This is a genomic window from uncultured Clostridium sp., from assembly GCF_947039605.1.
GTDB lineage: Bacteria > Bacillota > Clostridia > Clostridiales > Clostridiaceae > Sarcina.
Genome location: NZ_CAMQZG010000044.1, coordinates 1 through 23,792, shown reverse-complemented (window position 1 = coordinate 23,792; position 23,792 = coordinate 1). Strand labels below are relative to the sequence as shown.

The following is a 23,792-nucleotide window of genomic DNA, read 5'->3' as shown; positions in this document are numbered from 1 at the left end:
GTAGTCTAGAAAAAAAGTTCGATTTTTTGTGTCCAAGATATTGACGTAAGTCCAAAGTTATATAAATAGTACTTTAGGATATAAACACCGCCATAAAATATTATCTTTAAACGTTATTAAATTAGAGCTTAATAGTTTGTTTTTTTCTTTGTTAATGGTATTAATTGAAAAATGAGTTTAAAATTAATATTAAATTTTTTTCTTGAAAGGTATGTGTGAATAGAAATATTTTTAGCGTTATATTACTAACTATAGTAAATTAAATTTGAAATTAATCCATTATTTACTAATATGTATCTAATAAGACCTTGTTTTATAGGTAATTATTATTTATATTAAAAGACATATATAAATTAAAATATTTAAACAAAAGAAGAATTGAGGTGCTTGTATTGAATAAAGGAATGAAAATATTAATAGGGATAATTATAGCGATACTTATTATAATAGGAGTATTATTTGGAATATATTTTGCAGCATTTAGACCAAGTGTAGAAACGACTTCTGTTGCTGATGCAGGGCAGATTAATATTAGTTCAATTGCTCAAAAGTTTACTCCACAAGATATTGTGAAAAGTATTGGGATAAATACAAATGATATAAATGGGACAAAGACAGTTAAGCTTAATTCTAAAGATTTAAGTAATCTTGCAGCATATGCAGTATCAAAATCACCAGCAGCTACTAAGTATGTGACAGGGGTTAAAGTAGAGCCTAAGGGTAAGAAGTTAGATTTATATTTGACTACTAAAGTACATGGAGTTCCATCACAGGCAAAACTTATTTTTAATGTGAAGTCAGAGAATGGCAAGGGTGTATTACATTATGATTCAGGGAAAGTTGGATTTATTCCAATTCCTCAAAGCATATTATTTGATAAACTTAGAGATAATGGTTATATCACAGTAAATAAAAATAATGGAACTATAACAATTAATCCTGCTGCTGAAAAAGGACTTAATATAGCAAAAATGAATATTAGTAATTCAGAGTTAAATCTTGAATTAAATAAAATTAAAAATCAGGTAGCATAGCTACTTGGTTTTTCTTTTTGTATAAAAAACTTGTAAATTGGTCAAAAATGGTAGATGATAATATTACTACAAATATTGTACAAAGGGGTATAAAATGAATAAAAAGATAGTTTTGATAATTGCAATATTAGGAGTTGTAGGGGCAGGCATAGGATTAGTAGCTTGTGGAAACAAAGAAAAAGAAAAGCCACCTATAACTACGCAGGAAGCTACAAATAACTATAATATAGCTATGAGTCAATTAAATGGTGCAAAGCAGATAGAGATAAGCAAGGATTTAGTGAGTCTTGGAAAATCATATAGTATAGATATTGATGGTCAAAAATTTGGTGATATGGATGGGGAGTTTTTAAATGTTTTAGGTGATACTTTAAGTATAGAAACTGAAAATGGGACGAAAATATCATCTGAAAAGCAAGTTAAAAGATGGGGGATAAAACTGAGTAGACTTGCAGAAGTTCAGAACAAAGATGGAAAAATTGTGGGTTATATTGGTGAGGAAAAATTAAATGACCTTTTAAAAATAGGTTATAATTTCCATTTTTACAATGAGAAAAAACAAGAAATTGGATATTTAAAGCAAAAAGTATTTTCATTCTTTGATACATTTAAAATTTATGATATGAATGATAAGCTTTGTTATGAGATAAATGCAAAGTTTAATCCTATAAGAGCTGAGTATGTGATTAATGTACATGATAATAGTATAATACCTGCTGACCAAGTTATATATCTTACAGGAATTTTAAATTCTATAAAGTCATCAAAATCAAATTCTAAAACTAAAAAAGCAGCGGTTGGAGCTGGAATAAATGGTGCTATAAATAGCGGGAAAAATAATACATCAAAAAGCAGTGGAGTTAATTCAAATAAAAAAAGTAGTACATCAAAATCAAAATCAAAAAGTAAAATCAAAAAGTAAAAACAAAGTAAAATAAAAAAATTAGAGTATAGTAGAAATTTTGTTGACGAATTATAAAGAATGAAGAAATAACCTAATATTATCTAATTACATATAAAGATATTGGGTTATTTTTATTTTTTTAGATATAAAACCCATATTAATTTATTGATTGTAAAATTTTAATGGCTAATTTTTCTAGGTGATTTGTGGTAGAGTGAATTTGTTAAAATACTTACATGGGGATAGTGAGAAATACTTTATTTTATCTAATGTAAATAAATTATTGAAAGGACTGAAGTATATGTTTGGTTTTATATCTAGAGATTCAAAAATTGTAAATAGTATAAATGAATATGACGCCTCTTATGTGCTAAAGCTTATTAAAAAATATAAGAAACAGCTATTTAGAAGTATAACTAATGGAGATAAAGATTATATTTTTTCAAATATAATTATTGAGATAGTTAATGATATAGAAGAGAATAGTGATGTTAAACTTGATGAGCTAATAAAAATTTATATTAATAAAATTAAGAATAATGATTTGAAAATAAAGGGACTGAAAATTTATAATGACAAAGATTTATTAAAGCATATAATCAAACAGTGGGAAGTTAAAAGCGAGAGAAAAAGTGATTACTGTGAGATTTTTAATATGCTTTTAGATGGAGATATACAAGAGGCTGGTAATGAACCTTGTTATTCAATGATAGTTGTAAATGGGGATAGAATTGATATAAAACAATTTACAAATGATTTTGCACTTTACTATCAAAATGAGGATGATTCTTACAGTAGTGATTTTAAACATGTTGATCACATTGAGATAAAGAAAAATACAAATGGTCAAATAACTGGAGCAGATATATGCTTTAGCGATAATTTTTCAGTTATGGTATGGGCGCAGACAGTGATAGATTCAGAAAATATAGAGAAATTACAACTTTTAGCACAGATACATGGTGTTGTGAAAGAAAGTAAAGAAGAATTTAAAACTGTAAGTTAATAACAATATTTATTTAGGATTTCTTAATAATCTTTAGCGAAAAGAAGATTAAGAAATCCTATATGACGTTATAGGGGTTTTTATTTATATATTTTGTATTATAGGAGCGTTTTGCATTAAAGAATTAGAGCTGTTAATATGCTATAATAAAAAATAAAGAAGTAAAGAAATTAGGGAGGATATATGCTATGAGATTCGTAATAGTTACAGGGCTTTCAGGAGCTGGAAAGACAGAGGCGACAAGAAGTTTAGAGGATTTAGGTTATTTCTGTGTAGATAATTTACCTCCAAAATTAATACCAAAGTTTGCAGAAGCGTGTGGACAAGGACAGGGGGATATAGACAAAGTAGCTTTAGTTATAGATATTAGAGGCGGAATATTCTTTGATGATCTATTTGAGAGTTTAACTTATCTTAAAAATAATAATTTTAATTATGAAATTTTATTCCTTGATTCAAATGATGAGGTACTTGTTAAAAGATTTAAAGAGAGTAGAAGAAGTCACCCGTTATCGCCAGATGGAAGAGTTTTAACAGGAATAAATGATGAAAGATCAAAACTTAGAGAAATTAAAGATAGAGCGGATAATATTGTAGATACTTCAAAATATGCTATAAAAGATTTAAGAGAAAAGTTAAATGTTTTATATGGTGATGGAAGAGAAGCAGAACATACAATATCAGTTACAGTTTTATCGTTTGGATTTAAATATGGAATTCCTATGGATTCAGATTTAGTATTTGATGTTAGATTTATACCAAATCCATTTTATATACCGGAGCTTAAACCTTTTTCGGGAAAAGATGAACCAGTTAGAGATTATGTTTTAAAACAAGATGAAACTATAGGGTTTATGAGTAGAAATTTAGATATGCTTGAATATTTGATACCACACTATGTTAAAGAAGGCAAAAGACAGCTTATTGTTTCAATAGGATGTACTGGTGGTAGACATAGATCAGTAGCGATAGCAGAAGAAACTTGTAGAGATTTACTAAAAAAAGGGTTCAATGCATCCGTTGAACATAGAGATATGAATGAAGATGTAAATAGAGGTGCTAAAAAACTATAAGATAAAACATTATAAATAGGAGTGAGTAGAGATGCGACAAGAGTGTGAAGCTGGAGTAGAAGGACCAAAAATTGTAGTTATCGGTGGAGGAACAGGACTTTCAACTATGTTAAGAGGTCTTAAAAAACATAGTTATAATATTACAGCGATTGTTACAGTAGGTGATGATGGTGGTGGGTCAGGAGATTTGAGAAATGATCTTGGGATGCTTCCACCAGGAGATGTGAGAAACTGTATTTTAGCGCTTGCAAATACAGAGCCTATTATGACAGATCTTTTAAATTATAGATTTAAAGATGGAAGATTAAAAGGGCAAAGTTTTGGGAATTTATTTCTTGCAGCAATGAATGGAATTTCAATAAATTTTGAAGATGCAGTCCAAAAAATGAGTTCAGTTTTAGCTGTTAGAGGTAGAGTTCTTCCAGTTACACTTGATTATATGGAACTTGAGGCAGAACTTGAAAATGGAAATATTATTAAAGGTGAATCTAATATTCCAGAAGCTGCAATTGAGCAGAAAAGTAGGATAAAGGAGCTTAAAATAATACCAGAAGAGGCAGATGCTATTGGAGATGCTTTAACAGCAATAGAAGAAGCAGATGCTATAGTTCTTGGACCAGGGAGTTTATATACAAGTATTTTACCTAACCTTTTAGTTAAAGATATTACTAAGGCAATTCAATTTACAAGTTGTCCTAAAATATATATTTGTAATGTTATGACTCAACCAGGAGAAACAACAAATTTTACAGTTTCAGAGCATATAACAGAAATTATAAAACATTGTGGGGATAACATTATAGATACAGTTATAGCGAATATTGAAGATATAAGCGCTATTTTAGTAACTAGATATAATGAGAAGAATTCCCAAGTTGTAAAGCTTGATCGAGAGAAAGTTGAGAGCATGGGAATTAAAATAGTAGAAGGTAATCTAGTGAAAGTTAAATATAATTATATAAGACATGATGCGAATGCCTTGTCAGAACTCATTATAAAAACTATAATGGAAAGGCAATAAAAAGAAAAAATTAATTAGAAAAGGAAGGAACATTCATGTCATTTTCATCAAAAGTAAAAGGGGAAATTTGTAGATACAGTGAAATATCTAAGGATGAAGCTTTATCAGAAATAGCTGCTATAATGAAAGTTAGTGGAACTTTAGCTTTTAGTGGTAAAGGAATAAAGTTCAGAATAACAACAGAAAACCCAGCATCAGCTAGACTTGCATTTACACTATTAAAAGAATTTTTTGGTATACATGCAAAGCTTATGGTAAAGAAAAGTAACTCATTAAAAAAGAATAATATATATATGGTTGTTATTGATGAAGAAATGGGTGTCAAAGATTTATTAAAACTTACAGGTATATTAAAAGAAGATGATGGTATTATATCATTAGATTACACAATAGATAATAAGTTTGTAAATACAGAGGATAAAAAGAGAGCCTTTATAAGAGGTGCGTTTGTTGGTGGGGGAAGTATAAGTAACCCTGAGAAAACATACCATTTAGAATTTGTAGCCCATTCAGAAGAATTTGCGAATGATTTAAGAAATATAATAAACCACTATAAATTAAATTCAAAAGTAATAAAAAGAAAAAATAGTTTTATAGTCTATATAAAAGAAGTTGAAAAAATTCAAGATATGCTTAGTGTAATAGGAGCACATACTTGTCTTTTAGAAATTGAGAATGTTAGAATTATGAAAGAAATGAGAAATAATGTAAATAGACTGGTTAACTGTGAAACAGCTAATTTAAGTAAAACTGTTAATGCAGCGGTTAGACAAGTTGAGAGCATTAGATACATAGATTCAACTGTTGGAATTTCAAGACTTCCAAAGAATCTTCAAGAAATAGCATATTTGAGACTTGAAAATACTGAGGAGTCTTTAAAGGAACTAGGTGAATTACTAGATCCGCCTATTGGAAAGTCTGGTATTAACCATAGACTGAGAAAAATAGAGAAGATTGCTCAAGAATTAAAAGAAGATGGTATGTAAAAAAAGACATATTCTAAAGAATTGTGTCAATATATAGTTATAAATATGATAAAATGCTAGGTGAGGGGAGAAGAACACCTAGCATTTTTTTATGTGTGTTGAAAAGAAGTTGCATTAGGTTTATCTAATAACATTCTATGAGAAATGCAGAAAATGGTGATTGTTTTTCACAATTTTTGTTGAAAATTAAAAAAGAAAGGAAGTGAGTAATTTGTCAGATAAGAAGTTTGTTCACTTGCATGTCCATTCTGGATATAGTCTTTTAGATGGTTCGGGAAAAATTAAAAATATTTTAGAGAGAACCAAAGAGCTAGGAATGGATAGTATAGCACTTACAGACCATGGTGTTATGTATGGGTGTGTAGATTTCTATAAGAAAGCTAAAAATCTTGGTATAAAGCCTATTTTAGGATGTGAAGTTTATGTTGTTCCAAAATCAATGCATTTAAAGCAAAATGATTCGGAGAATAAAACTTATCACTTAGTTCTTTTAGTTAAGAATGCAAAAGGGTATCAGAACCTTATGAAGATAACATCAGCTGCTTCAATAGAAGGATTCTATTATAAGCCAAGGATTGATAGAGCATTCTTAGAAAAGCACTCAGAAGGTCTTATAGCATTAAGTGCTTGTCTTGGTGGTGAGGTTCAAAGAGCTATTTCAAATAATAATATAGAAAAAGCAAAGGAAGCTGCGCTTTTTTATAAGAATACATTTAAAGATGGTTTTTATTTAGAGCTACAAAATCATGGTCTAGAGGAACAAAGAAAAGTAAATGAAGTTAATATACAGCTTTCAAAAGAGCTTGATATACCTTTAGTTGCTACAAATGATCTTCATTATATTTATGAAGAAGATTTTAAAGCTCATGATATTCTGCTTTGTATCCAAACAGGAAAGACAATTCATGATGAAAATAGAATGAGATATGGTTCAGACCAATTTTATATAAAATCTCCAGAAGAAATGTGGGAGATATTTTCACATGTACCAGAGGCTCTTGAAAATACAGTGAAGATAGCACAGATGTGTAACTTTGATTATGAGTTTCATGTATCTAAATTACCTGTATATCCATTGCCAAATGATGAAAATGATCCATATGAGTACCTTGTAAAAACTTGTTTTGAAGGACTTGTAGAAAGATATGAAGTGTTTCATTTGTTCAATTCAGGAAGTCAGTATAAGGAGATAATTCAATTTGCAGAATCCAATGATGAAGCAAAAATTCTTGTAGATAGACTTTTATATGAACTTGGAGTAATTAAACAAATGGGATACGTAGATTATTTTCTAATTGTTTGGGACTTTATAAAGTATGCAATAGATAGTGATATTCCAACAGGGCCGGGAAGAGGTTCTGCTGCGGGTTCAATAGTTGCATTTACACTTGGAATAACAAAAATAGATCCAATAAAATACAGCTTGCTTTTTGAACGTTTTTTAAATCCAGAGCGTGTAAGTATGCCAGATATAGATTCGGATTTTTGTTATGAAAGAAGACAAGAGGTAATTGATTATGTTGTAGAAAAATATGGAGAAACAAATGTATCTCAGATTATAACTTTTGGAACAATGGCTCCAAGAGCTTGTATAAGGGATGTAGGAAGAGCTATGAACTATACGTATGGTGAAGTTGATAGAATTGCAAAAATGATTCCTACAATGTTAGGAATTAGTATAGATAAGGCACTAGAACTTAACCCAGAGTTTAAAGATGCTTATAATACAGATGATAGAGTAAAGGAGCTTATTGATGTAGCAAGAAGACTTGAAGGTCTTCCAAGACACTCATCGACACACGCAGCAGGAGTTGTAATAGCTTCTAAGCCACTTGTGGAATATGTTCCATTACAAAAAAATGATGAATCAATAGTAAGTCAATTTGATATGACAACTCTAGAAGAACTTGGATTATTAAAAATGGATTTCCTTGGTCTAAGAACTCTTACAGTTATGGCTGATGCAGTTAAAATGATCAAGCAAAACAGAGGGATTACTATTAATTTAGATGATATAAGTTTAGATGACAAAGAAGTATTTAAAATGATTGGTGAAGGAAAAACTGCTGGGGTATTCCAATTAGAATCAGCAGGGATGACATCATTTATGAAGGAATTAAAGCCTGATACCTTTGAGGATATTATAGCTGGAATATCACTTTATAGACCAGGTCCAATGGCAGAAATTCCAAAATATATAGAAGGAAAAAGAAACCCAGAAGGAGTTCAATATCTTGATAAGAAATTAGAAGATATTCTTGATGTTACTTATGGCGTAATGGTTTACCAGGAGCAAGTAATGGAAATAGTTAGAAAACTTGCAGGTTATTCTATGGGAAGAAGTGACCTTGTAAGAAGAGCTATGTCTAAAAAGAAACATGAAGTAATGGAAGAGGAAAGAAAGAACTTTATATATGGGGTTACAGATGAAAATGGAAATGTGGAAGTTCAGGGATGTGAAAAAAATGGAATCCCTGCTAATGTAGCAAATAAGATATTTGATTCAATGATGGATTTTGCCTCTTATGCATTAATATAAAACAAGAATAAAAAACTCTTTATTTGGCAAAAATATCTATTGGTGGTTTTATGAGTATAAAAAAATACAACAATTTGGATATTTTGGATAAAGAGAAAATAATAGATTATTACTATAAAAATAAAAATTGTACATTTAGTGTTATAGCTAAAGAGTTAAGTGTTTCTATTAGAGGTATTTCACGAGTTTTAAGAGAAGCAAATATAAATACTAAAAGAAAAAATAGATATACTTTAAATGAAAATTATTTTAATAAAATTGATTCGGAAGAAAAAGCCTATATACTTGGATTCATTTATGCAGATGGCTTTGTTGGCGATAATAAGTTTAACAATATAGCAATATCATCTATTGATGAAGATATAATAAGAAAGATTAAAAATGCCATAGAGTTTACGGGTGATATAAGAAAAGGAAATAAAGGGAATTTTGAGAATTCAAAAATTTCGAGTGTTTTAAATTTTTCTTCAAAAGTTATGGCAAGTGATTTAAGAAAAATAGGTTTATATCCTAATAAATCAATGACAATAAGTAGTGTTCCTGATATTAAAAGCAACTTAGAACGGCATTTTATAAGAGGATATTTTGATGGTGATGGAAGTATTATTTTGTCGCACAATACAACATATCATATTGTAAGTGGTATTAAAAAGAAATATACTTACCCAACTTATGGATTTGATATACTTGGAACAGAATCAATGTTAAATGAAGTTAAAAATATTATGAATTTAAAGTACCATAAGCTTTTAAATACAAAAACTAATGAAATAAAAAGATTAGTTTGTAGGGCAAAGAGTGAAGCAAGGTACATATTTGAGTATTTGTATAAAGATAGTACAATTTTTATGGATAGAAAATATGAAAAATAGAAATTTGTTTTGAGTGCCATTGGAAAGTGATTTTCAATGAAAATAAGGTGAATTGCGGGGAAAACTTTAGAATCTTAAATACTAAATTATGATAGTAATATACATAATGGCTTAGAGTAATTATCTAAGGTATAGTAAAAAGTTTAAGAATTAGTCAATCCGCAGCCAAGCTACCTAGAAATAGGTTGAAGGTTCAGAGACTAGACAAACTATCCTAAGTAATTATTTTATAGGGAGAAATGTCCAAGAGTGCCTTACCCTCTAGTTTAGAGGTGATTATATAGTCCTATCTTAGCAGAGATGCTAAGTACATATTATTTAAAATTAATATGGAAAAAAATGTCAATAAGAGTCATGCGGCAGCATATGCAGTCATAGGATATCAGACTGCATTCTTAATGAGGTATTATCCAGTTGAATTTTTAGCAGCTATGCTTAACTCGGTAATGGGTACAAATGAGAAAGTTGCAGAGTACATTAGAACAGCTAAAGAACTAGATATAGATGTTCTTCCACCAAGTATAAATGAAAGTTATTCTAAGTTTACAGTTCAGGGAAATAGTATAAGATTTGGACTTGCAGCTATCAAGAATGTTGGAGTAAATGTTGTTGATGCAATAGCAGAGGCTAGAGCTGATAAAGGTAAGTTTACATCACTTATGAATTTCTGCAATAAGATGGAACTTGGAACTATAAATAAAAGAGCTGTTGAAAGTCTTATAAAAGCTGGGGCTTTTGATGAATTTGGAATTTATAGATCTCAACTTGTAAGTGTTCATGAAAAGCTTATGGATGGGATAGCTTCACAAAAGAAAAAGAATATAGATGGACAAATGACACTTTTTGGTTCACTCCAGGAAGAAGATACAAGTCATCTTGAAATAAAATATGAAAATATAAAAGAGTTTCCAAAAAAAATGATTCTTGCTATGGAAAAAGAGATGACAGGACTTTATATTACAGGTCATCCACTTGATGAGTATAAGCAGAGTTTAAAGGAACAAACATCAATAGAGATTGGAAAGATATTAGAAGAAAAGAAAAAGTTAGATGATACAACTGATGAAATGATAGATGCTGATGTATCACTTAATGATGGAGATAAGGTAATTGTTGGTGGTATTCTATCAGGAGTTACAAGAAAAGTTACAAGAAATAATACAATAATGGCCTTTGCTACTCTTGAAGATTTATCAGGAATGTTAGAACTTATTGTATTTCCAAAGACATTAGAAAGATGTAATTCTTTAGTTCATGATGATTTACTTGTTGTTGTAAGGGGTAGAATTTCATTCAAAGATGATGAAGAGGCAAAGATTTTATGTGAAGAAGTAAAAATTTTAGAAAATGTAAATGCAGCAAAACTTTATATAAGAGTTGAAGATTCAACTAAGGCTAGAGAGATGAATAAAGTATTAAAGCATGTACTTGAACCTTTTAGAGGGGATACACCGGTATATATTGTTGCTGCAAAAGAGCATCAAAGTTTTAGATTAGCACGAGAATGTTGGGTAAATACTGAAAAAGGTGTTATCAAATTTCTTGAAAATAAATTTGGGCAAGATAACGTAAAGCTAGTAGAATAGCTAATGTTAATTTTTTGTGAACAGATTAACACAAAATTAACAGGACTAAAAAAAAGTTTTCTAGTTTAGTTCTATTAATTTAAAAATATTAATAATAACTTCTAATAAAATCTCTTAGACTATTAAATACGCAATTAAAAGGATGTTTAACAAAAAAATATATAAATCTAAAATAGTTAAGTATTTTAGACGTTTTAATAAAAAATACCATAAATAAACCTTTTTTTTACTCAATTAAATATAAAAAAACTTGAAAATAGCTTGTACTTTAAGTAAAATTGAATTGTTAGAATTTTTCAAAAAAGAATAGGAAAACAACGACTCATAAAGTCTTGGATAAAGTTTTTCTGAATTTCTTAACAAGGTGGGTAAAAAAATAGCATCAATGGGACCTTAATAGACCCGGTGGTGTGAAGGAGGAATATCATGAAAAAAATAGCTATTTTAACAAGTGGTGGAGATGCTCCAGGAATGAACGCTGCAATTAGAGCGGTCGTAAGAATGGCACTTCACAAAGGATTAGACGTAGTTGGAGTAAAAAGAGGATACAGTGGATTAATAAACGGTGAACTTATAGAAATGAACAGAGGTTCAGTTTCAGATATAATTCACAGAGGTGGTACTGTATTAAGAACTGCTAGATGTCCAGAATTTAAACAAGAAGAAGTAAGAGAACATGCAGCTAACCTATTAAAAAATAATGGTGTAGATGCTTTAGTTGTTGCAGGTGGAGATGGATCATTCATGGGTGCTAAGTTATTATCAAAACTTGGTGTTAAGACTATCGGAATACCAGCTACAATAGATAATGATTTACCTTATACAGATTTTACTATAGGATTTGATACAGCTTTAGAAACAATATCAGATGCTATAAGTAAATTAAGAGATACTTCTACATCACATGATAGAGTATCAGTTATTGAGGTAATGGGAAGAAGTTGTGGAGATTTAGCTTTATATGCTGGAATAGCAAGTGGAGCAGAAGCAATTATTGTTCCTGAATTAGAATTTAACAAAGAAGCTTTATGTGATCAAATTCTTGAGGGTAAATCAAGAGGAAAAACTCACACAATAGTAATTGTTGCTGAGGGTATTGGTGGTTCATATGAACTAGCTAAATATATTGAAGAAAAGACAGGAGCTGAAACAAGAGCGACTATCTTAGGTCACATACAAAGAGGTGGAACACCAACTCCAAACGATAGAATACTATCATCAAAGCTTGGTGCAAGAGCTGTAGAACTTCTTATGGAAGGAAAAACAGCTAGAGTTGTCGGAATAAAAGACAACAAAATAATAGATATGGATATTGATGAGGCAATTGCGGTTCCAAGATCATTTGATATGGAATTATATGAAATGGCAAATGCTATCAATAAATAATTTTAGTTAATTAACTTATATTTATATATATTCAAATTATAATTAAGGTTTTATTAAAAAACGAATGAGACAGGAGTGGATGTAAAATGAGAAAAACAAAAATGGTATGTACAGTAGGTCCAGCTAGTGAAAGTAATGAAATATTAACAAAAATAATTGAGGCAGGAATGAACGCTTCAAGACATAACTTCTCACACGGAGATCATGAAGAGCACAGAGGAAGAATGGTTAAAGTTAGAGAGTTATCAGCTAAATTAGGTAAAGAAGTAGCAATACTTTTAGATACAAAAGGACCAGAAATCAGAACAGGTAAATTTGAGCCAAATAAGCTTGAGTTAACAATGGGAGATAAGTTCACAGTATATGCTGGGGAAGAAGTTATCGGAGATACAACAAAATGTTCAGTAACATATGCTGGCCTTGCTAACGATGTTAAAGCAGGAAACATAATCTTAATCGATGATGGTTTAGTTGGATTAGAAGTTGAATCAGTAGAAGGAAACAAAGTACACTGTGTAGTTAAAAATACAGGTATAGTTGGAACTCACAAAGGTGTTAACGTTCCTGGAGTTTCAATCAAATTACCAGCTATGACAGATAAAGATAGATCAGATTTAGTATTCGGTTGTGAAATGAAAGTTAACTTAGTTGCTGCTTCATTCATCAGAAAAGCTGAAGATGTAATAGCTATAAGAGAAGTATTAAAAGCTAATGGCGGAGAAGATATTCAAATATTCTCTAAAATAGAAAACCAAGAGGGTGTTGATAATATCGATTCAATCATCGAAGTATCAGACGGAATCATGGTAGCTAGAGGAGACCTTGGAGTTGAGATTCCAATGGAAGAAGTACCTTCAGCACAAAAAATGATGATCAGAAAATGTAAAGAAGCTGGTAAGCCAGTTATTACAGCTACACAAATGTTAGATTCAATGATCAGAAATCCAAGACCTACAAGAGCTGAGGTTTCAGATATAGCTAACGCTATATTTGATGGAACAGATGCTATCATGTTAAGTGGTGAGTCAGCTAATGGAAGTTGGCCAGTAGAAGCTGTTGAGACTATGTCTAAAATAGCTGTTACTGCTGAAAGAGATTTAGCTTATGAAGTTTCTACTTCAGATGCTAAAAATCACACACCAGCTATATCAGGTGTTATATCAAGAGCTGCTTGTAATGCTGCTGCAGAATTAGATGCTACAGCTATCATATCAGCTACAAAATCAGGAGCTACAGCTAGTAGATTATCTCAATGTAGACCTGTAAGCCCAATAATAGCAGTTACACCAAGTGAAAGAGTTGCTAAGAAATTAGCTTTAAAATATGGAGTATTTGCAATCGTTGCTGATGAAATGAAATCAACAGATGAAATAATGACAAGAACTGTTGAACTTTCAAAAGAGAACGGATACGTTAAAGCAGGAGACACAGTTGTAATAGCTGCTGGAGTTGCTAACGAAGTTGGATCAACAGATTTATTAAAAGTAAGTGTTGTTAAGTAATTAATTAACTTATTATAGGAAGTAGGCTATTTCTTTTTGAAATAGCCTATTTTTTTACATAATTTTTAAAGAAAAAAATATATAAAAAAATAAGACTTGATTTAAAATTTACAAAATGTTAACATTTAAAGAGGCGATTTTACAATATAATAGTGTATATTGTCTTATCTTATATGAAAGACTATAAATAGGAATATAATGGCAACTGTTCCTTACTATTTGCATTAGCACCAATTCTTTGAACTGGTGCTTTTTCTTTTTTAAAATAGTAAATTCATAGTTATATAGCTTATATATACAAAAATATTAGAAAAATCATATTTTTTAATATTTTGTTAGTATGAAAATTTATCTATGGTAAAAACTAATATAGAAAAAGAAAAAAAGGAGTTGTTTGTTATGCCAAATAATTTAGTTTGTAATGCTGAAAGTTGTGCTAGTAACGGTGGAGGTCTTTGTCAGGCAAATAAAATACACATAAAAGGTGTAGGTGCACATACTGAGGGAGAAACAAGATGTGTTACATATTCAGAGGATAGTATAGGAAATAATCTTAAAAATATATTTAATACTAATTATACAGGGTTAGTAAGTCAGGATATATTTGATGGAGCGCCAGCGCATCCAGCTGTATCATGTTCAGCTAACACTTGTAAACACAATAAGTATGGAGAGTGCAGTAAAAATTCTTTACAAATATATTCAGCAGTTCAAGGTGATACTAGTTGTACTAGTTTTGTAATGAAGTAAAATTAAATAAAAATTGTTTTGTTGTAAAAATTGTTCTAATTATGTTAGAATTTAATAATTAAAATAAAAATTGATGGGTGAGTGCATTATGATAGAAAAGAATAAAGAGTATATATTAGATATAATTTCACAAGGATACGAAGGAGAAGGAGTTGCTAAGATAGATGATAACTTCCCAATTTTCGTTGAAGGTGCATTAGCAGGTGAAAAAGTTAAGGTTATAATAGTTAAAGCTAAAAAGAAATTCGCTTATGGTAAGATAGTAGAGATTATAGAAAAATCTCCAAATAGAGTTGATATGAAATGTGAACATAGAGTTTCTGGGGGATGTAATTTACAACATTACTCATATGAAGCTCAATTAGATTTTAAATACGATAGAGTTAAAGAATGTATTAGAAGAATAGGAAAACTTGATGATAGTATTGTTAAACTTCCTATTGGGATGGAAAATCCTGATAAATACAGAAATAAAGTTCAACTTCCTATAGGTATTAGAAATGGTAAGCTTAGCATAGGTTTCTTTGCAGCTAGAAGTCATGAAATTATGGATATGGAAAGTTGTATTATTCAAGATGAAGTTGCTGATAAGGTTATTTCACTAACAAGAAACTGGATAAAAGAACATAATATTAAACCATATAATATTGAAGGTGAGTATGATGAGTCTGGAATATTAAGACATATCATGGTAAGACGTGGTTTCAAAACTAATGAAGTTATGGTTGTTATAGTTACTAATGGAAGAAAATTACCTCATGCAGAGGAATTTATTAAAACTATAACTGAGAATGTTGAAGGAATTAAGAGTGTAGTTCAAAATATTAATTCTGAGAAGACTAATGTAATACTTGGTCAAGAAAACATAACTTTATGGGGCGAAGATACTATTTCTGACTACATTGGTGAGTTTAAGTTTAATATTTCACCAGAGTCATTCTTCCAAGTTAACCCTGCACAAACAGAAGTTTTATATGGTAAGGCTCTAGAGTATGCTAATTTAGCAGGAGAAGAGACTGTAATAGATGCTTATTGTGGAACAGGAACAATTACTCTATTCTTATCAAAGAACGCTAAGAAGGTATATGGAGTAGAACTAATAGAGAAGGCTATAGAAAATGCTAAAGAAAATGCACAGATTAATAATGTGGATAATGTAGAGTTTATAATTGGAGAATCAGAAGTTGCAATTCCACAGCTTATTAATGATGGAATAAGAGCAGATGTAATAATGCTTGATCCACCAAGAAGAGGTTGTGATGTAATGCTTCTTAATGCAATTACAAGCACTGATGTTAAGAGAATAGTTTATGTTAGCTGTGATCCTAGTACATTATCTAGAGATCTTGCTATACTTGATGAAAGAGGATATAAAGCGGTTGAAGTTCAACCAGTTGATATGTTCCCTCACACACCACATATTGAGAGTGTTGTTTTATTAGAAAAGAAATAATTTAATATAATAGTTAGTTAAAATTGAGAGCTAGAAATAGCTCTCTTTTTTGTTTGCAAATAAAAATATTTGAAGGTGATAAAAATTAGTGAGATAATATGGTAAAGTAAATGTAGAAAGAAGGATATACTATAATGAGAGAGCTAAGAAGAAAAGATAGAGAACTTGGAAAAGATGATGCAATTGATTTATTGAAAAAAGGTGAATATGGTATTTTATCTACAGTAGATAGAGATAATAATGCTTATGGGGTTCCAATGAGTTATATTTATTGGAATAATGCAATATATTTTCATTGTGCTTTAGAGGGATATAAGTTAGATAATATAAAGAATAATGCTAGTGCTTCTTTTTGTGTAGTTGGACAAACTTGTGTAATATCAGAACAATTCAGTACACTTTATGAAAGCGTTATTGTGTCTGGAATAGTAGAGTGTATTTCAGGAGATGAGAAAAAAGGTGCACTTTTAGAAATTTTAAATAAATATTCTAAAGAAAACTTAGAATCAGGAAAGTTACATATTGAAAGAGCTATTGGAAGAGTTGAGGTTATTAAAATAAATATTGATAGAATTGTAGGAAAAGCAAGAAAATAGTTTGAAGAGAGCCTGAGTTGGTTCTCTTTTTTTTAGTTTATTTTGCTTTGAAATGAAATTTTGGTTATGTTCAATTTGAAGAGAAGTTGAATATTATAATTTGAGGTGATGGTAAATGGGTTATTTCAAAAATAATTATAAATGTGAAAAGTGTGGTGCTAGTAAATTTTATATAGAATTTTTAGATAATGAAATTAAGATGATATGTGCAATTTGTCAGCATAAGATTTATCAAAAAATAGAGACTCAAGATAAACCAAGGAAAAGTAAGAGATTAGATAGTACGCTTGTTATGATATCAGGGAAACTTGAGGATTTAGAAAATAAGCAAGATACCTTAATTGATAAAGTTGAGTTCTTAGAGAAACGAATTTCTGATTTAGAGGAGAAAAAATAAACTTTATCCTTTTTAAACTTTGTAATAATTAAGAATTATGGAGGTAATAAATAAGGAATGAAGGATGACCCTTCAATTATCTGGGATAAGAAGAAATCTCCTTATATAAAAGTAGCTGAGATTATAATAGATAAACAAGAGGTTATGAATAAAATTAAAGTTGAGCTAGCAGAAATTGCATCTTTTAATGTTGGACATGCACTTATGGAACATAGACCGATAGGTGAATTTAATGAAGCAAGAGTGAAAATATATAAAGAGTTATCAGAGTATAGACATAGAAGAAATAAAATAATTAAAAGAGAGCTAAATATTGAGGACTATAAAAAAATATGAGTACAAAGTTTTTTATAATGTTTTAAGGGGAAGTAGTATTAATAGAGATTAGAAAATTATTGATAGTTTAAGAAATAGCATTAAGGAAGCACACAAGGGAAATATAAGAGTTTATATAGATTTGATGATAAAAATATATCTATTAGTAATAGAAATGGTTTAAAGAGTCTGAGAAAGCTTCTAAAAGATAGTGAAATAAAGTTATATTTACTAATAAGCACAATGAAGAAAAATTAGTACAAAGAATAAATTCGCCTAAAGATTAATAAAATAAAATTATGTAAAATATTTAGGAAAAAAATTGATGATTTAAAAGTCTAGAATAAGAAAAACTCATGGAGATTAGAGTTATAAATCTTCATGAATTTTTTTATTATTTTTAATTAATAGTTAAAAGGTCTATTTGCTGTATTACCAAACCAAAATGCAAAAGCACCATTATCAGAGTTTGTTAAACCATTTATTCTTTGGTTTTTAAGTGTAGTTACATGACCATCTGGGCTTGTATAAGTTATATTATATTGACATCCGTAATGCATCATACCTTCAAATCCTTCAAGATTTGTAGCTACAACTTTATAGCCAGTTCCATTAAATTGATAATTCATAGCTGATTTTAATAAACTGATATTAGCACCTTCATAACTCGCACCTTTTAAAGTAAGTGAGTATCCGATAGGTTCTAAAAACTTATTAATAGAAGTAGGATATACTATTTTGGGAACTGTAGGAATAGTTGGTGCATCTTCTAGTAAAGCTGATGTTTTAATAAAAGCTATGCTTCCGTTTGCAGCAATTAAACTATAATCTTTGTAAGGTGACATTAGCATAACAATATCTTTTGAAGAAACTGTACCTATTATAGGTGAAGTTGATGAAGGATTTTCATATAATTCATATGAAAGGGCAGAATTACTTAAATAAGTAGGTGCATTTTCATATGGAAAGTCATCAGTTGGACTAATATCCCATTCGGGTGTATTACTCTTTTGCTTAGAGAATAAAGCTGTGTTTGGTTTTAAACTATCAAAGCCAACATTTACTGACAGTATATTTTCAGGAGTTGTGTAATATTCAACTGAACCATTTTGAGTATTTTTTTGATATTGGGCAATATAAAGTGCTACAGCTTGAATAGTTCCATTATGAACAGTTGTGTAAATGCTAGATACTTTTACTAAAACATTCTTTTTATCTGTGTATATAGTTTTAAATTTTTGAGTTAAAGCATTTTCATACTGTTTGTGGTCAGATATGATATTTTCATTATAAAAAACATTAACTCCATAATTATAAGCAAACAAATCATTAGATGATGAGTTATTATTCTGATTTGATTCAGAAGAAGGTTGGTTTGTTGTATGTGTAGTTTCAATTTTTGCATCAGTTGCAGTTTTTACATGAATTTCTGATTTTTCAGGAGCAGTTGCAGAATTATTATTTATATCATTAGTATTATTGCTATTATTTTCTTGGTTTGAATTATTATTTTGATTAGTACTTTGTGTAGGGTTATTAGTAGAAATTGTGTTGTTAGTTGAATCAGCTTTAGCAACTTCATTATAGCTAAAGACACCAACACCAACGGCTACTACTATTATTATTAGTATTGCTACTTTTTTCATTAGTAAAATCTCCTTTTGTATATAATTATCAATTTTAGCTAATTTTACGCAAATAGTCGTTACATATGTATTAAGAGAAAAATAAAATCTTGAATAAATTTAAAAGTCGTGTAACAATAATATTTAGTATAATAAATCAGTAGTTGATTTTTATGAAATACATAATGAAGAGAAATAGGAGAATAAAATTATGAAAAACCAAAAGAATGTAGAAATAATGAAAAATCTTTTAGCTGAGAAAAAAGCAAAAGGTCAAAAAAAAGGCGGAAAATTACTTCCAGATAGATATGGTAAGCAATCAGCTGGGTCAGGAAATATTTAAGGTTAAACTTAAGATATAACTAAATAAGTAAAAAAGAATCTTTGTGAGGACAAAGGTTCTTTTTTTTGGAAAATTTAATAATTAAAAGTTTTATTGACTAATTACCAAAATATGGTAAAGTTTATTTGGGTGGTATTTTAGAAAAACTGCACCAAGATTTATAAATTTAATTTGAAAAAAGTTTAGATGGGTTACATCAATTTTGAGTAATACTATAGTTAAATTACTTTCGTTATATGGAGGTGATATTATGAAATTTGGTTTTATTGGAGCAGGGAAACTTGGAGTTTCTCTAGGGAAATATTTTATTTCAAATGACATAAAAGTTAGTGGTTATTGTAGTAAAAACATAGTATCTACAAAAGAGGCTAGTGATTTTACAAATACAAAGTGCTATGAAAGTTTAGAAGATTTAGTTTTAGAAAGTGATGCTATTATTATTTCTACACCTGATTCTGTTATTGAATGTGTGTGGGATGAATTAAAAAAACTCTGCATACGAGGCAAAATTATTTGTCATTGTAGTGGGGTGATTTCTTCTGAAGTTTTTTCAAATATTGAAAGTCTAGGGGCTTATGGTTATTCTATTCATCCGATGCTTGCTATTTCTAGCAGGTTTGATTCCTATAAAAATTTTTCTAAAGCATTTTTTACAATCGAAGGTAGTGTAAAGTATAGACACTATTTTCACAGATTCTTTAATACACTAGGAAATGAATGTTGCATAATACCTAGTAAAAATAAGGTTAAGTATCATTTAGCATGTGTAAGGTCTAGTAATCTTATTTTAGGGCTTATAAATAAAAGTGTTAAAGAACTTGTTAGCTTGGGGTTTACAGAGGAAAAAGCACTTTATGCAATTGTGCCACTTGCTGATTTGAATATGAAGAGTATTAAAGAAAATGGAATAGTTCAAAGTCTTACAGGTCCAATTGAGAGAGGGGATTTAAAAACTATTAAATCACATTTTGATGTATTAGATAGTGTAGAAGATAAGGAACTTTACAGGCTTTTATCAAGAGAAGTTTTAAATGTTGCATTAGAGAAAAATAAGGATAGGGATTATAAAGAAATAATTGATTATTTGGGGGAGTAGTTTATGAGAAATACAGCTGTTAGTTTTAGGGAAGCTAAAGCAAAAAATGATAAGCTAACTATGCTTACAGGATATGATTATTCTATGGCAAAGCTTATTGATAATTCTGGTGTTAATGGTATTTTAGTTGGTGATTCTTTAGGAATGGTTTGTCTTGGTTATGAGGATACTTTATCTGTAACTATGGAAGATATGATTCATCATACAAAGGCAGTTGCAAGAGGTGCAAAGAATTCTCTTATAGTAGCAGATATGCCTTTTATGTCTTATCAAACCTCAGTTTATGATGCAGTTTGTAATGCAGGTAGACTTATAAAAGAAGGTAGGGCACAGGCTATAAAACTTGAAGGTGGAATTGAGGTCTGTGAGAAGATAGAAGCGATTACGAGGGCATCTATACCGGTTATGGGTCATATAGGTCTTACACCTCAATCAGTTAATGTATTTGGTGGTTTTAAAGTTCAGGGGAAAGATACAGATAATGCAAAAAGAATTATAGATGAAGCTATTGCTATTGAAAAAGCAGGGGCTTTTGCTGTTGTGCTTGAATGTGTGCCAGATATGATTGCAAGACTTGTTTCAAAAAAAATAAGTATACCAACTATAGGGATTGGAGCAGGTGCAGGTTGTGATGGTCAAATTCTTGTTTATCAGGATATGCTTGGTATGTATAGTGATTTTACTCCGAAATTTGTGAAGAAGTATGATAATTTAGGTGAGAAAATAGATGTAGCATTTAAGAAATATATAGATGAAGTTAAGGATGGAGTTTTTCCATCAAGTGAGCATACTTTTAAAGTTAGTGATGATGTTTTAGAAAAGTTATATTAAGGGTGATGATGATGATGATATTTATAAATAAAATAAAAGATTTAAGAAAGATAATTAAAGATTGGAAAAAACAAGGTGTGAGTATTGGTTTTGTCCCTACTATGGGTTTTTTACATGAAGGGCATGAAAGTCTTATAAAGAAAGCATCTAGTGAGAATGAAGTTGTTATTGTAAGTATATTTGTAAATCCTACTCAGTTTGGTGTTGGGGAAGATTTAGAGAGTTATCCAAAGGATTTAAAGAAAGATTCACAAATTTGTGAGAGAGCAGGTGCTACTGTGATTTTTAACCCAGAAGCAAGTGAAATGTATGCTAAAGATGCTACAACTTTTGTAGATATGGATAAACTTACGGGGGAGCTTTGTGGAAAAAGCAGACCTATACATTTTAAAGGGGTTTGCAGTGTTGTATCAAAGTTATTTAATATAGTAACTCCAGATAAAGCTTATTTTGGAGAGAAGGATGCACAACAACTTGCAGTTATAAAAAGAATGGTTAGAGATTTAAATATAGATGTAGAGGTTATAGGTTGTCCTATAATTAGGGAAGAAGATGGACTTGCTAAGAGTTCAAGAAATACTTACCTCTTAGAAGATGAGAGAAAGGCAGCGACTATATTAAATAAAGCTATGATTAGTGCTAAAAGTTTAATAGAAAATGGTGAGAGAAATTCAGAGAAAGTAAGAAATCATATAAATAGCATAATAAATCTAGAAAAATTAGCAAAAGTTGATTATATAGAAGTAGTTGATAGTTTATCTATAGAAAAGGTTGATGTTATAGAAAAATCAGTTTTAGTTGCAATAGCAGTTTATATAGGGAAAACAAGACTTATAGATAATTTTACTTTTGAGGGTTAAAAAATAGGTTAAGGTTAAAAAAATGGGGGATTAAAAAATGAGAGTTAATATGTTAAAAGGAAAAATTCATAGAGCTACAGTGGTACAAGCAGCTCTTGATTATGTAGGGAGTATAACGGTAGATGAAGATTTACTAGATGCAGCAGGGGTAATGGAGTATGAGAAAGTAAGTATTGTTGATATAGACAATGGAGCAAGGTTTGAAACATATACGATTGCAGGAGAAAGAGGAACTGGGATGATATGTTTAAATGGAGCTGCTGCAAGGTGTGTTCAGGTAAATGATAAGATAATTATTATGTGCTATTGTGAGATGGGGAGAGAAGAGGCAATAGACCATAAGCCAAGAGTAGTATTTGTAGATGAAGAGAATAGAATTAAAAGAATTAGTTCTTATGAAAAATATGGGCAGTTGTCTGAATAAAAAGTTAATATAAAGAAGAAGATTTTGATATTTTGTAAATATTAGAATCTTTTTCTTAGTACAAATAAGGCGAAAGAATAAAAATCAAGATGTAAAAAATTAAAAGATACTTAAAAAAACAGTAATATTAAATAAAAAAAGATAAAAAAAGTAAAATAAAGTATTAAATTCCTAAATATAGAACATGAACCATTGCTAAATTGTTAAAACAATATAATTTTGTTATAATCGCAATATAATTTAAAATAATAAGAGGTAATAAAATAATATGAGAAAAAAAATAGTTGCAATAGCTATTGGTATAGGGATTGTTAGTTTGATGCCTTTGCATAGTACGGTTAGTAATAAAGTTTTATTACTAACAAAAAGTGCAAATAATATAAGTAATACTGAGAGTAGAAAAGTTTTAGGATTTGTAACAACCACTGTAAGGGTTGAAAATAAAAGTGGTAAGATATTATATAATGAATATAACACTGGATTTAGTGGGATGGACATTTATTTTGATCCAATACAAATAGAAAATTGGTATCAAATTGCTCAAATTAGAGTAAATGGTAAGGAAATAGCACAAAATAAAATTGAAAACTTTAAATTACCAACAAAACTTGGTGATAGTAATGAGGATATAACCTATATAGTTTCACCAGCTTCGTATGAAGCAAAAGTAAAGCTTATAGAATCAGATGGTAAAATTTTAGAAAGTACATCAACAGGGTATTCAGGAGAAAAAATAACATATCCTAAAGTACCTAAAGGTTACAAGGTTGTAGATGTTCAAGTCAATGGCAGATATTCAGAGGGAAATATGGTTCCAGTATATTTCACAGATAAAAATCTAGATATTGTTGCAAAACTTGAAAAGATAGTTGTAGTTAAAGATTATAAGGTTAACATAACTATAAATGGCGGAGAAAAGTCGATAGAAAAAAACATAGAAGGCATAAATGGAAGTAAGATAGAAGTTCCAAGTATAGCTAAAGATTATAAAGTAGATAGTGTCTATTTAAATAATAAGAAGATTAAGTATAGTGAGATACCAAAAATTATAGATGGAAAAAATCTTGATATAAAAATAAATATCTCAAAGATAGAAAAAGAAGAACCAATAATCAAGCCGGATATAAAACCAGAACCAGAGAAACCAATAATCAAGCCGGATGTAAAACCAGAGCCGGAGAAACCAATAATCA

Annotated in this window: 22 protein-coding genes and 1 pseudogene; 22 read left to right on the top strand and 1 reads right to left on the bottom strand. The window is 29.6% G+C overall.

What is annotated here, in order from left to right; all coding sequences use genetic code 11:
- Positions 1-404 precede the first annotated feature (404 nt).
- From Q0V24_RS13815 to Q0V24_RS13740, 16 genes and pseudogenes are all read left to right on the top strand, one after another.
- Positions 405-1,034, top strand: coding sequence for a hypothetical protein (locus Q0V24_RS13815; RefSeq protein ID WP_297522378.1), 630 nt, complete (start codon positions 405-407; stop codon positions 1,032-1,034).
- Positions 1,035-1,128: 94 nt separating this feature from the next.
- Entirely contained in the window at positions 1,129-1,956 is an 828-nt protein-coding gene (locus Q0V24_RS13810) for a hypothetical protein (RefSeq protein WP_297522377.1), read from the top strand.
- Between the two features lie 283 nt (positions 1,957-2,239).
- The gene (locus Q0V24_RS13805) at positions 2,240-2,944 is read left to right on the top strand and encodes a hypothetical protein (protein WP_297522376.1); all 705 of its coding nucleotides are present in this window, start codon (positions 2,240-2,242) and stop codon (positions 2,942-2,944) included.
- A 188-nt stretch (positions 2,945-3,132) separates the two neighbouring features.
- Positions 3,133-4,017 (top strand): RNase adapter RapZ, encoded by an 885-nt coding sequence (rapZ, locus tag Q0V24_RS13800; protein WP_297522375.1) that lies wholly within the window; start codon positions 3,133-3,135, stop codon positions 4,015-4,017.
- 55 nt (positions 4,018-4,072) lie between these two features.
- Positions 4,073-5,032: pseudogene (locus Q0V24_RS13795) on the top strand (gluconeogenesis factor YvcK family protein); the annotation flags it as partial.
- A gap of 41 nt (positions 5,033-5,073) precedes the next feature.
- Complete coding sequence (gene whiA, locus Q0V24_RS13790; RefSeq protein WP_297522374.1) at positions 5,074-6,024, top strand: DNA-binding protein WhiA; 951 nt, start codon at positions 5,074-5,076, stop codon at positions 6,022-6,024.
- A gap of 211 nt (positions 6,025-6,235) precedes the next feature.
- Positions 6,236-8,563 (top strand): DNA polymerase III subunit alpha, encoded by a 2,328-nt coding sequence (locus Q0V24_RS13785; RefSeq protein ID WP_297522373.1) that lies wholly within the window; start codon positions 6,236-6,238, stop codon positions 8,561-8,563.
- A gap of 50 nt (positions 8,564-8,613) precedes the next feature.
- Entirely contained in the window at positions 8,614-9,435 is an 822-nt protein-coding gene (locus Q0V24_RS13780; RefSeq protein ID WP_297522372.1) for an LAGLIDADG family homing endonuclease, read from the top strand.
- A gap of 329 nt (positions 9,436-9,764) precedes the next feature.
- Complete coding sequence (locus tag Q0V24_RS13775) at positions 9,765-11,021, top strand: OB-fold nucleic acid binding domain-containing protein (protein ID WP_297522371.1); 1,257 nt, start codon at positions 9,765-9,767, stop codon at positions 11,019-11,021.
- A gap of 426 nt (positions 11,022-11,447) precedes the next feature.
- Positions 11,448-12,407 (top strand): 6-phosphofructokinase, encoded by a 960-nt coding sequence (gene pfkA, locus Q0V24_RS13770; protein WP_297522370.1) that lies wholly within the window; start codon positions 11,448-11,450, stop codon positions 12,405-12,407.
- An 86-nt stretch (positions 12,408-12,493) separates the two neighbouring features.
- Positions 12,494-13,909 (top strand): pyruvate kinase, encoded by a 1,416-nt coding sequence (gene pyk, locus Q0V24_RS13765; protein WP_297522369.1) that lies wholly within the window; start codon positions 12,494-12,496, stop codon positions 13,907-13,909.
- Positions 13,910-14,308: 399 nt separating this feature from the next.
- Complete coding sequence (locus tag Q0V24_RS13760) at positions 14,309-14,659, top strand: DUF1540 domain-containing protein (RefSeq protein WP_297522368.1); 351 nt, start codon at positions 14,309-14,311, stop codon at positions 14,657-14,659.
- A gap of 88 nt (positions 14,660-14,747) precedes the next feature.
- Positions 14,748-16,112, top strand: coding sequence for a 23S rRNA (uracil(1939)-C(5))-methyltransferase RlmD (gene rlmD / locus Q0V24_RS13755; protein WP_297522367.1), 1,365 nt, complete (start codon positions 14,748-14,750; stop codon positions 16,110-16,112).
- A gap of 134 nt (positions 16,113-16,246) precedes the next feature.
- The gene (locus Q0V24_RS13750; RefSeq protein ID WP_297522366.1) at positions 16,247-16,708 is read left to right on the top strand and encodes a pyridoxamine 5'-phosphate oxidase family protein; all 462 of its coding nucleotides are present in this window, start codon (positions 16,247-16,249) and stop codon (positions 16,706-16,708) included.
- Positions 16,709-16,823: 115 nt separating this feature from the next.
- A complete protein-coding gene (locus Q0V24_RS13745; protein WP_297522365.1) occupies positions 16,824-17,105 on the top strand; it encodes a hypothetical protein in 282 nt (93 codons plus the stop codon).
- Positions 17,106-17,162: 57 nt separating this feature from the next.
- Positions 17,163-17,441 (top strand): hypothetical protein, encoded by a 279-nt coding sequence (locus Q0V24_RS13740; RefSeq protein WP_297522364.1) that lies wholly within the window; start codon positions 17,163-17,165, stop codon positions 17,439-17,441.
- 383 nt (positions 17,442-17,824) lie between these two features.
- Here the strand turns inward: Q0V24_RS13740 and Q0V24_RS13735 are convergent, their stop codons facing one another.
- Positions 17,825-19,066 carry a hypothetical protein gene (locus tag Q0V24_RS13735; protein ID WP_297522363.1) on the bottom strand — a complete coding sequence of 414 codons (1,242 nt, stop codon included), beginning with the start codon at positions 19,064-19,066 and terminating at the stop codon, positions 17,825-17,827.
- A gap of 190 nt (positions 19,067-19,256) precedes the next feature.
- Between Q0V24_RS13735 and Q0V24_RS13730 the strand changes: the two genes are divergently transcribed.
- The 6 genes from Q0V24_RS13730 to Q0V24_RS13705 form a co-directional block, all read left to right on the top strand.
- Entirely contained in the window at positions 19,257-19,388 is a 132-nt protein-coding gene (locus Q0V24_RS13730) for a hypothetical protein (RefSeq protein ID WP_297522362.1), read from the top strand.
- 250 nt (positions 19,389-19,638) lie between these two features.
- Positions 19,639-20,484, top strand: coding sequence for a Rossmann-like and DUF2520 domain-containing protein (locus Q0V24_RS13725; protein ID WP_297522361.1), 846 nt, complete (start codon positions 19,639-19,641; stop codon positions 20,482-20,484).
- A gap of 3 nt (positions 20,485-20,487) precedes the next feature.
- Positions 20,488-21,315 carry a 3-methyl-2-oxobutanoate hydroxymethyltransferase gene (panB, locus tag Q0V24_RS13720; RefSeq protein ID WP_297522360.1) on the top strand — a complete coding sequence of 276 codons (828 nt, stop codon included), beginning with the start codon at positions 20,488-20,490 and terminating at the stop codon, positions 21,313-21,315.
- Between the two features lie 17 nt (positions 21,316-21,332).
- Positions 21,333-22,175, top strand: coding sequence for a pantoate--beta-alanine ligase (gene panC, locus Q0V24_RS13715; RefSeq protein ID WP_366938312.1), 843 nt, complete (start codon positions 21,333-21,335; stop codon positions 22,173-22,175).
- Positions 22,176-22,212: 37 nt separating this feature from the next.
- Positions 22,213-22,599 (top strand): aspartate 1-decarboxylase, encoded by a 387-nt coding sequence (panD, locus tag Q0V24_RS13710; RefSeq protein ID WP_297522359.1) that lies wholly within the window; start codon positions 22,213-22,215, stop codon positions 22,597-22,599.
- Between the two features lie 268 nt (positions 22,600-22,867).
- Positions 22,868-23,792: hypothetical protein (locus tag Q0V24_RS13705; protein ID WP_297522358.1), on the top strand; the 925-nt coding region annotated here is incomplete at its 3' end.

What these genes read in the sequence shown, in the direction of transcription:
- Q0V24_RS13815 (WP_297522378.1), top strand. Translation starts at nt 405, where the DNA reads ATGAAAATATTAATAGGGATAATTATAGCGATACTTATTATAATAGGA.
- Q0V24_RS13810 (WP_297522377.1), top strand. Translation starts at nt 1,129, where the DNA reads ATGAATAAAAAGATAGTTTTGATAATTGCAATATTAGGAGTTGTAGGG.
- Q0V24_RS13805 (WP_297522376.1), top strand. Translation starts at nt 2,240, where the DNA reads ATGTTTGGTTTTATATCTAGAGATTCAAAAATTGTAAATAGTATAAAT.
- rapZ (WP_297522375.1), top strand. Translation starts at nt 3,133, where the DNA reads ATGAGATTCGTAATAGTTACAGGGCTTTCAGGAGCTGGAAAGACAGAG.
- whiA (WP_297522374.1), top strand. Translation starts at nt 5,074, where the DNA reads ATGTCATTTTCATCAAAAGTAAAAGGGGAAATTTGTAGATACAGTGAA.
- Q0V24_RS13780 (WP_297522372.1), top strand. Translation starts at nt 8,614, where the DNA reads ATGAGTATAAAAAAATACAACAATTTGGATATTTTGGATAAAGAGAAA.
- Q0V24_RS13775 (WP_297522371.1), top strand. Translation starts at nt 9,765, where the DNA reads ATGGAAAAAAATGTCAATAAGAGTCATGCGGCAGCATATGCAGTCATA.
- pfkA (WP_297522370.1), top strand. Translation starts at nt 11,448, where the DNA reads ATGAAAAAAATAGCTATTTTAACAAGTGGTGGAGATGCTCCAGGAATG.
- pyk (WP_297522369.1), top strand. Translation starts at nt 12,494, where the DNA reads ATGAGAAAAACAAAAATGGTATGTACAGTAGGTCCAGCTAGTGAAAGT.
- Q0V24_RS13760 (WP_297522368.1), top strand. Translation starts at nt 14,309, where the DNA reads ATGCCAAATAATTTAGTTTGTAATGCTGAAAGTTGTGCTAGTAACGGT.
- rlmD (WP_297522367.1), top strand. Translation starts at nt 14,748, where the DNA reads ATGATAGAAAAGAATAAAGAGTATATATTAGATATAATTTCACAAGGA.
- Q0V24_RS13750 (WP_297522366.1), top strand. Translation starts at nt 16,247, where the DNA reads ATGAGAGAGCTAAGAAGAAAAGATAGAGAACTTGGAAAAGATGATGCA.
- Q0V24_RS13745 (WP_297522365.1), top strand. Translation starts at nt 16,824, where the DNA reads ATGGGTTATTTCAAAAATAATTATAAATGTGAAAAGTGTGGTGCTAGT.
- Q0V24_RS13740 (WP_297522364.1), top strand. Translation starts at nt 17,163, where the DNA reads ATGAAGGATGACCCTTCAATTATCTGGGATAAGAAGAAATCTCCTTAT.
- Q0V24_RS13735 (WP_297522363.1), bottom strand. Translation starts at nt 19,066, where the DNA reads ATGAAAAAAGTAGCAATACTAATAATAATAGTAGTAGCCGTTGGTGTT.
- Q0V24_RS13730 (WP_297522362.1), top strand. Translation starts at nt 19,257, where the DNA reads ATGAAAAACCAAAAGAATGTAGAAATAATGAAAAATCTTTTAGCTGAG.
- Q0V24_RS13725 (WP_297522361.1), top strand. Translation starts at nt 19,639, where the DNA reads ATGAAATTTGGTTTTATTGGAGCAGGGAAACTTGGAGTTTCTCTAGGG.
- panB (WP_297522360.1), top strand. Translation starts at nt 20,488, where the DNA reads ATGAGAAATACAGCTGTTAGTTTTAGGGAAGCTAAAGCAAAAAATGAT.
- panD (WP_297522359.1), top strand. Translation starts at nt 22,213, where the DNA reads ATGAGAGTTAATATGTTAAAAGGAAAAATTCATAGAGCTACAGTGGTA.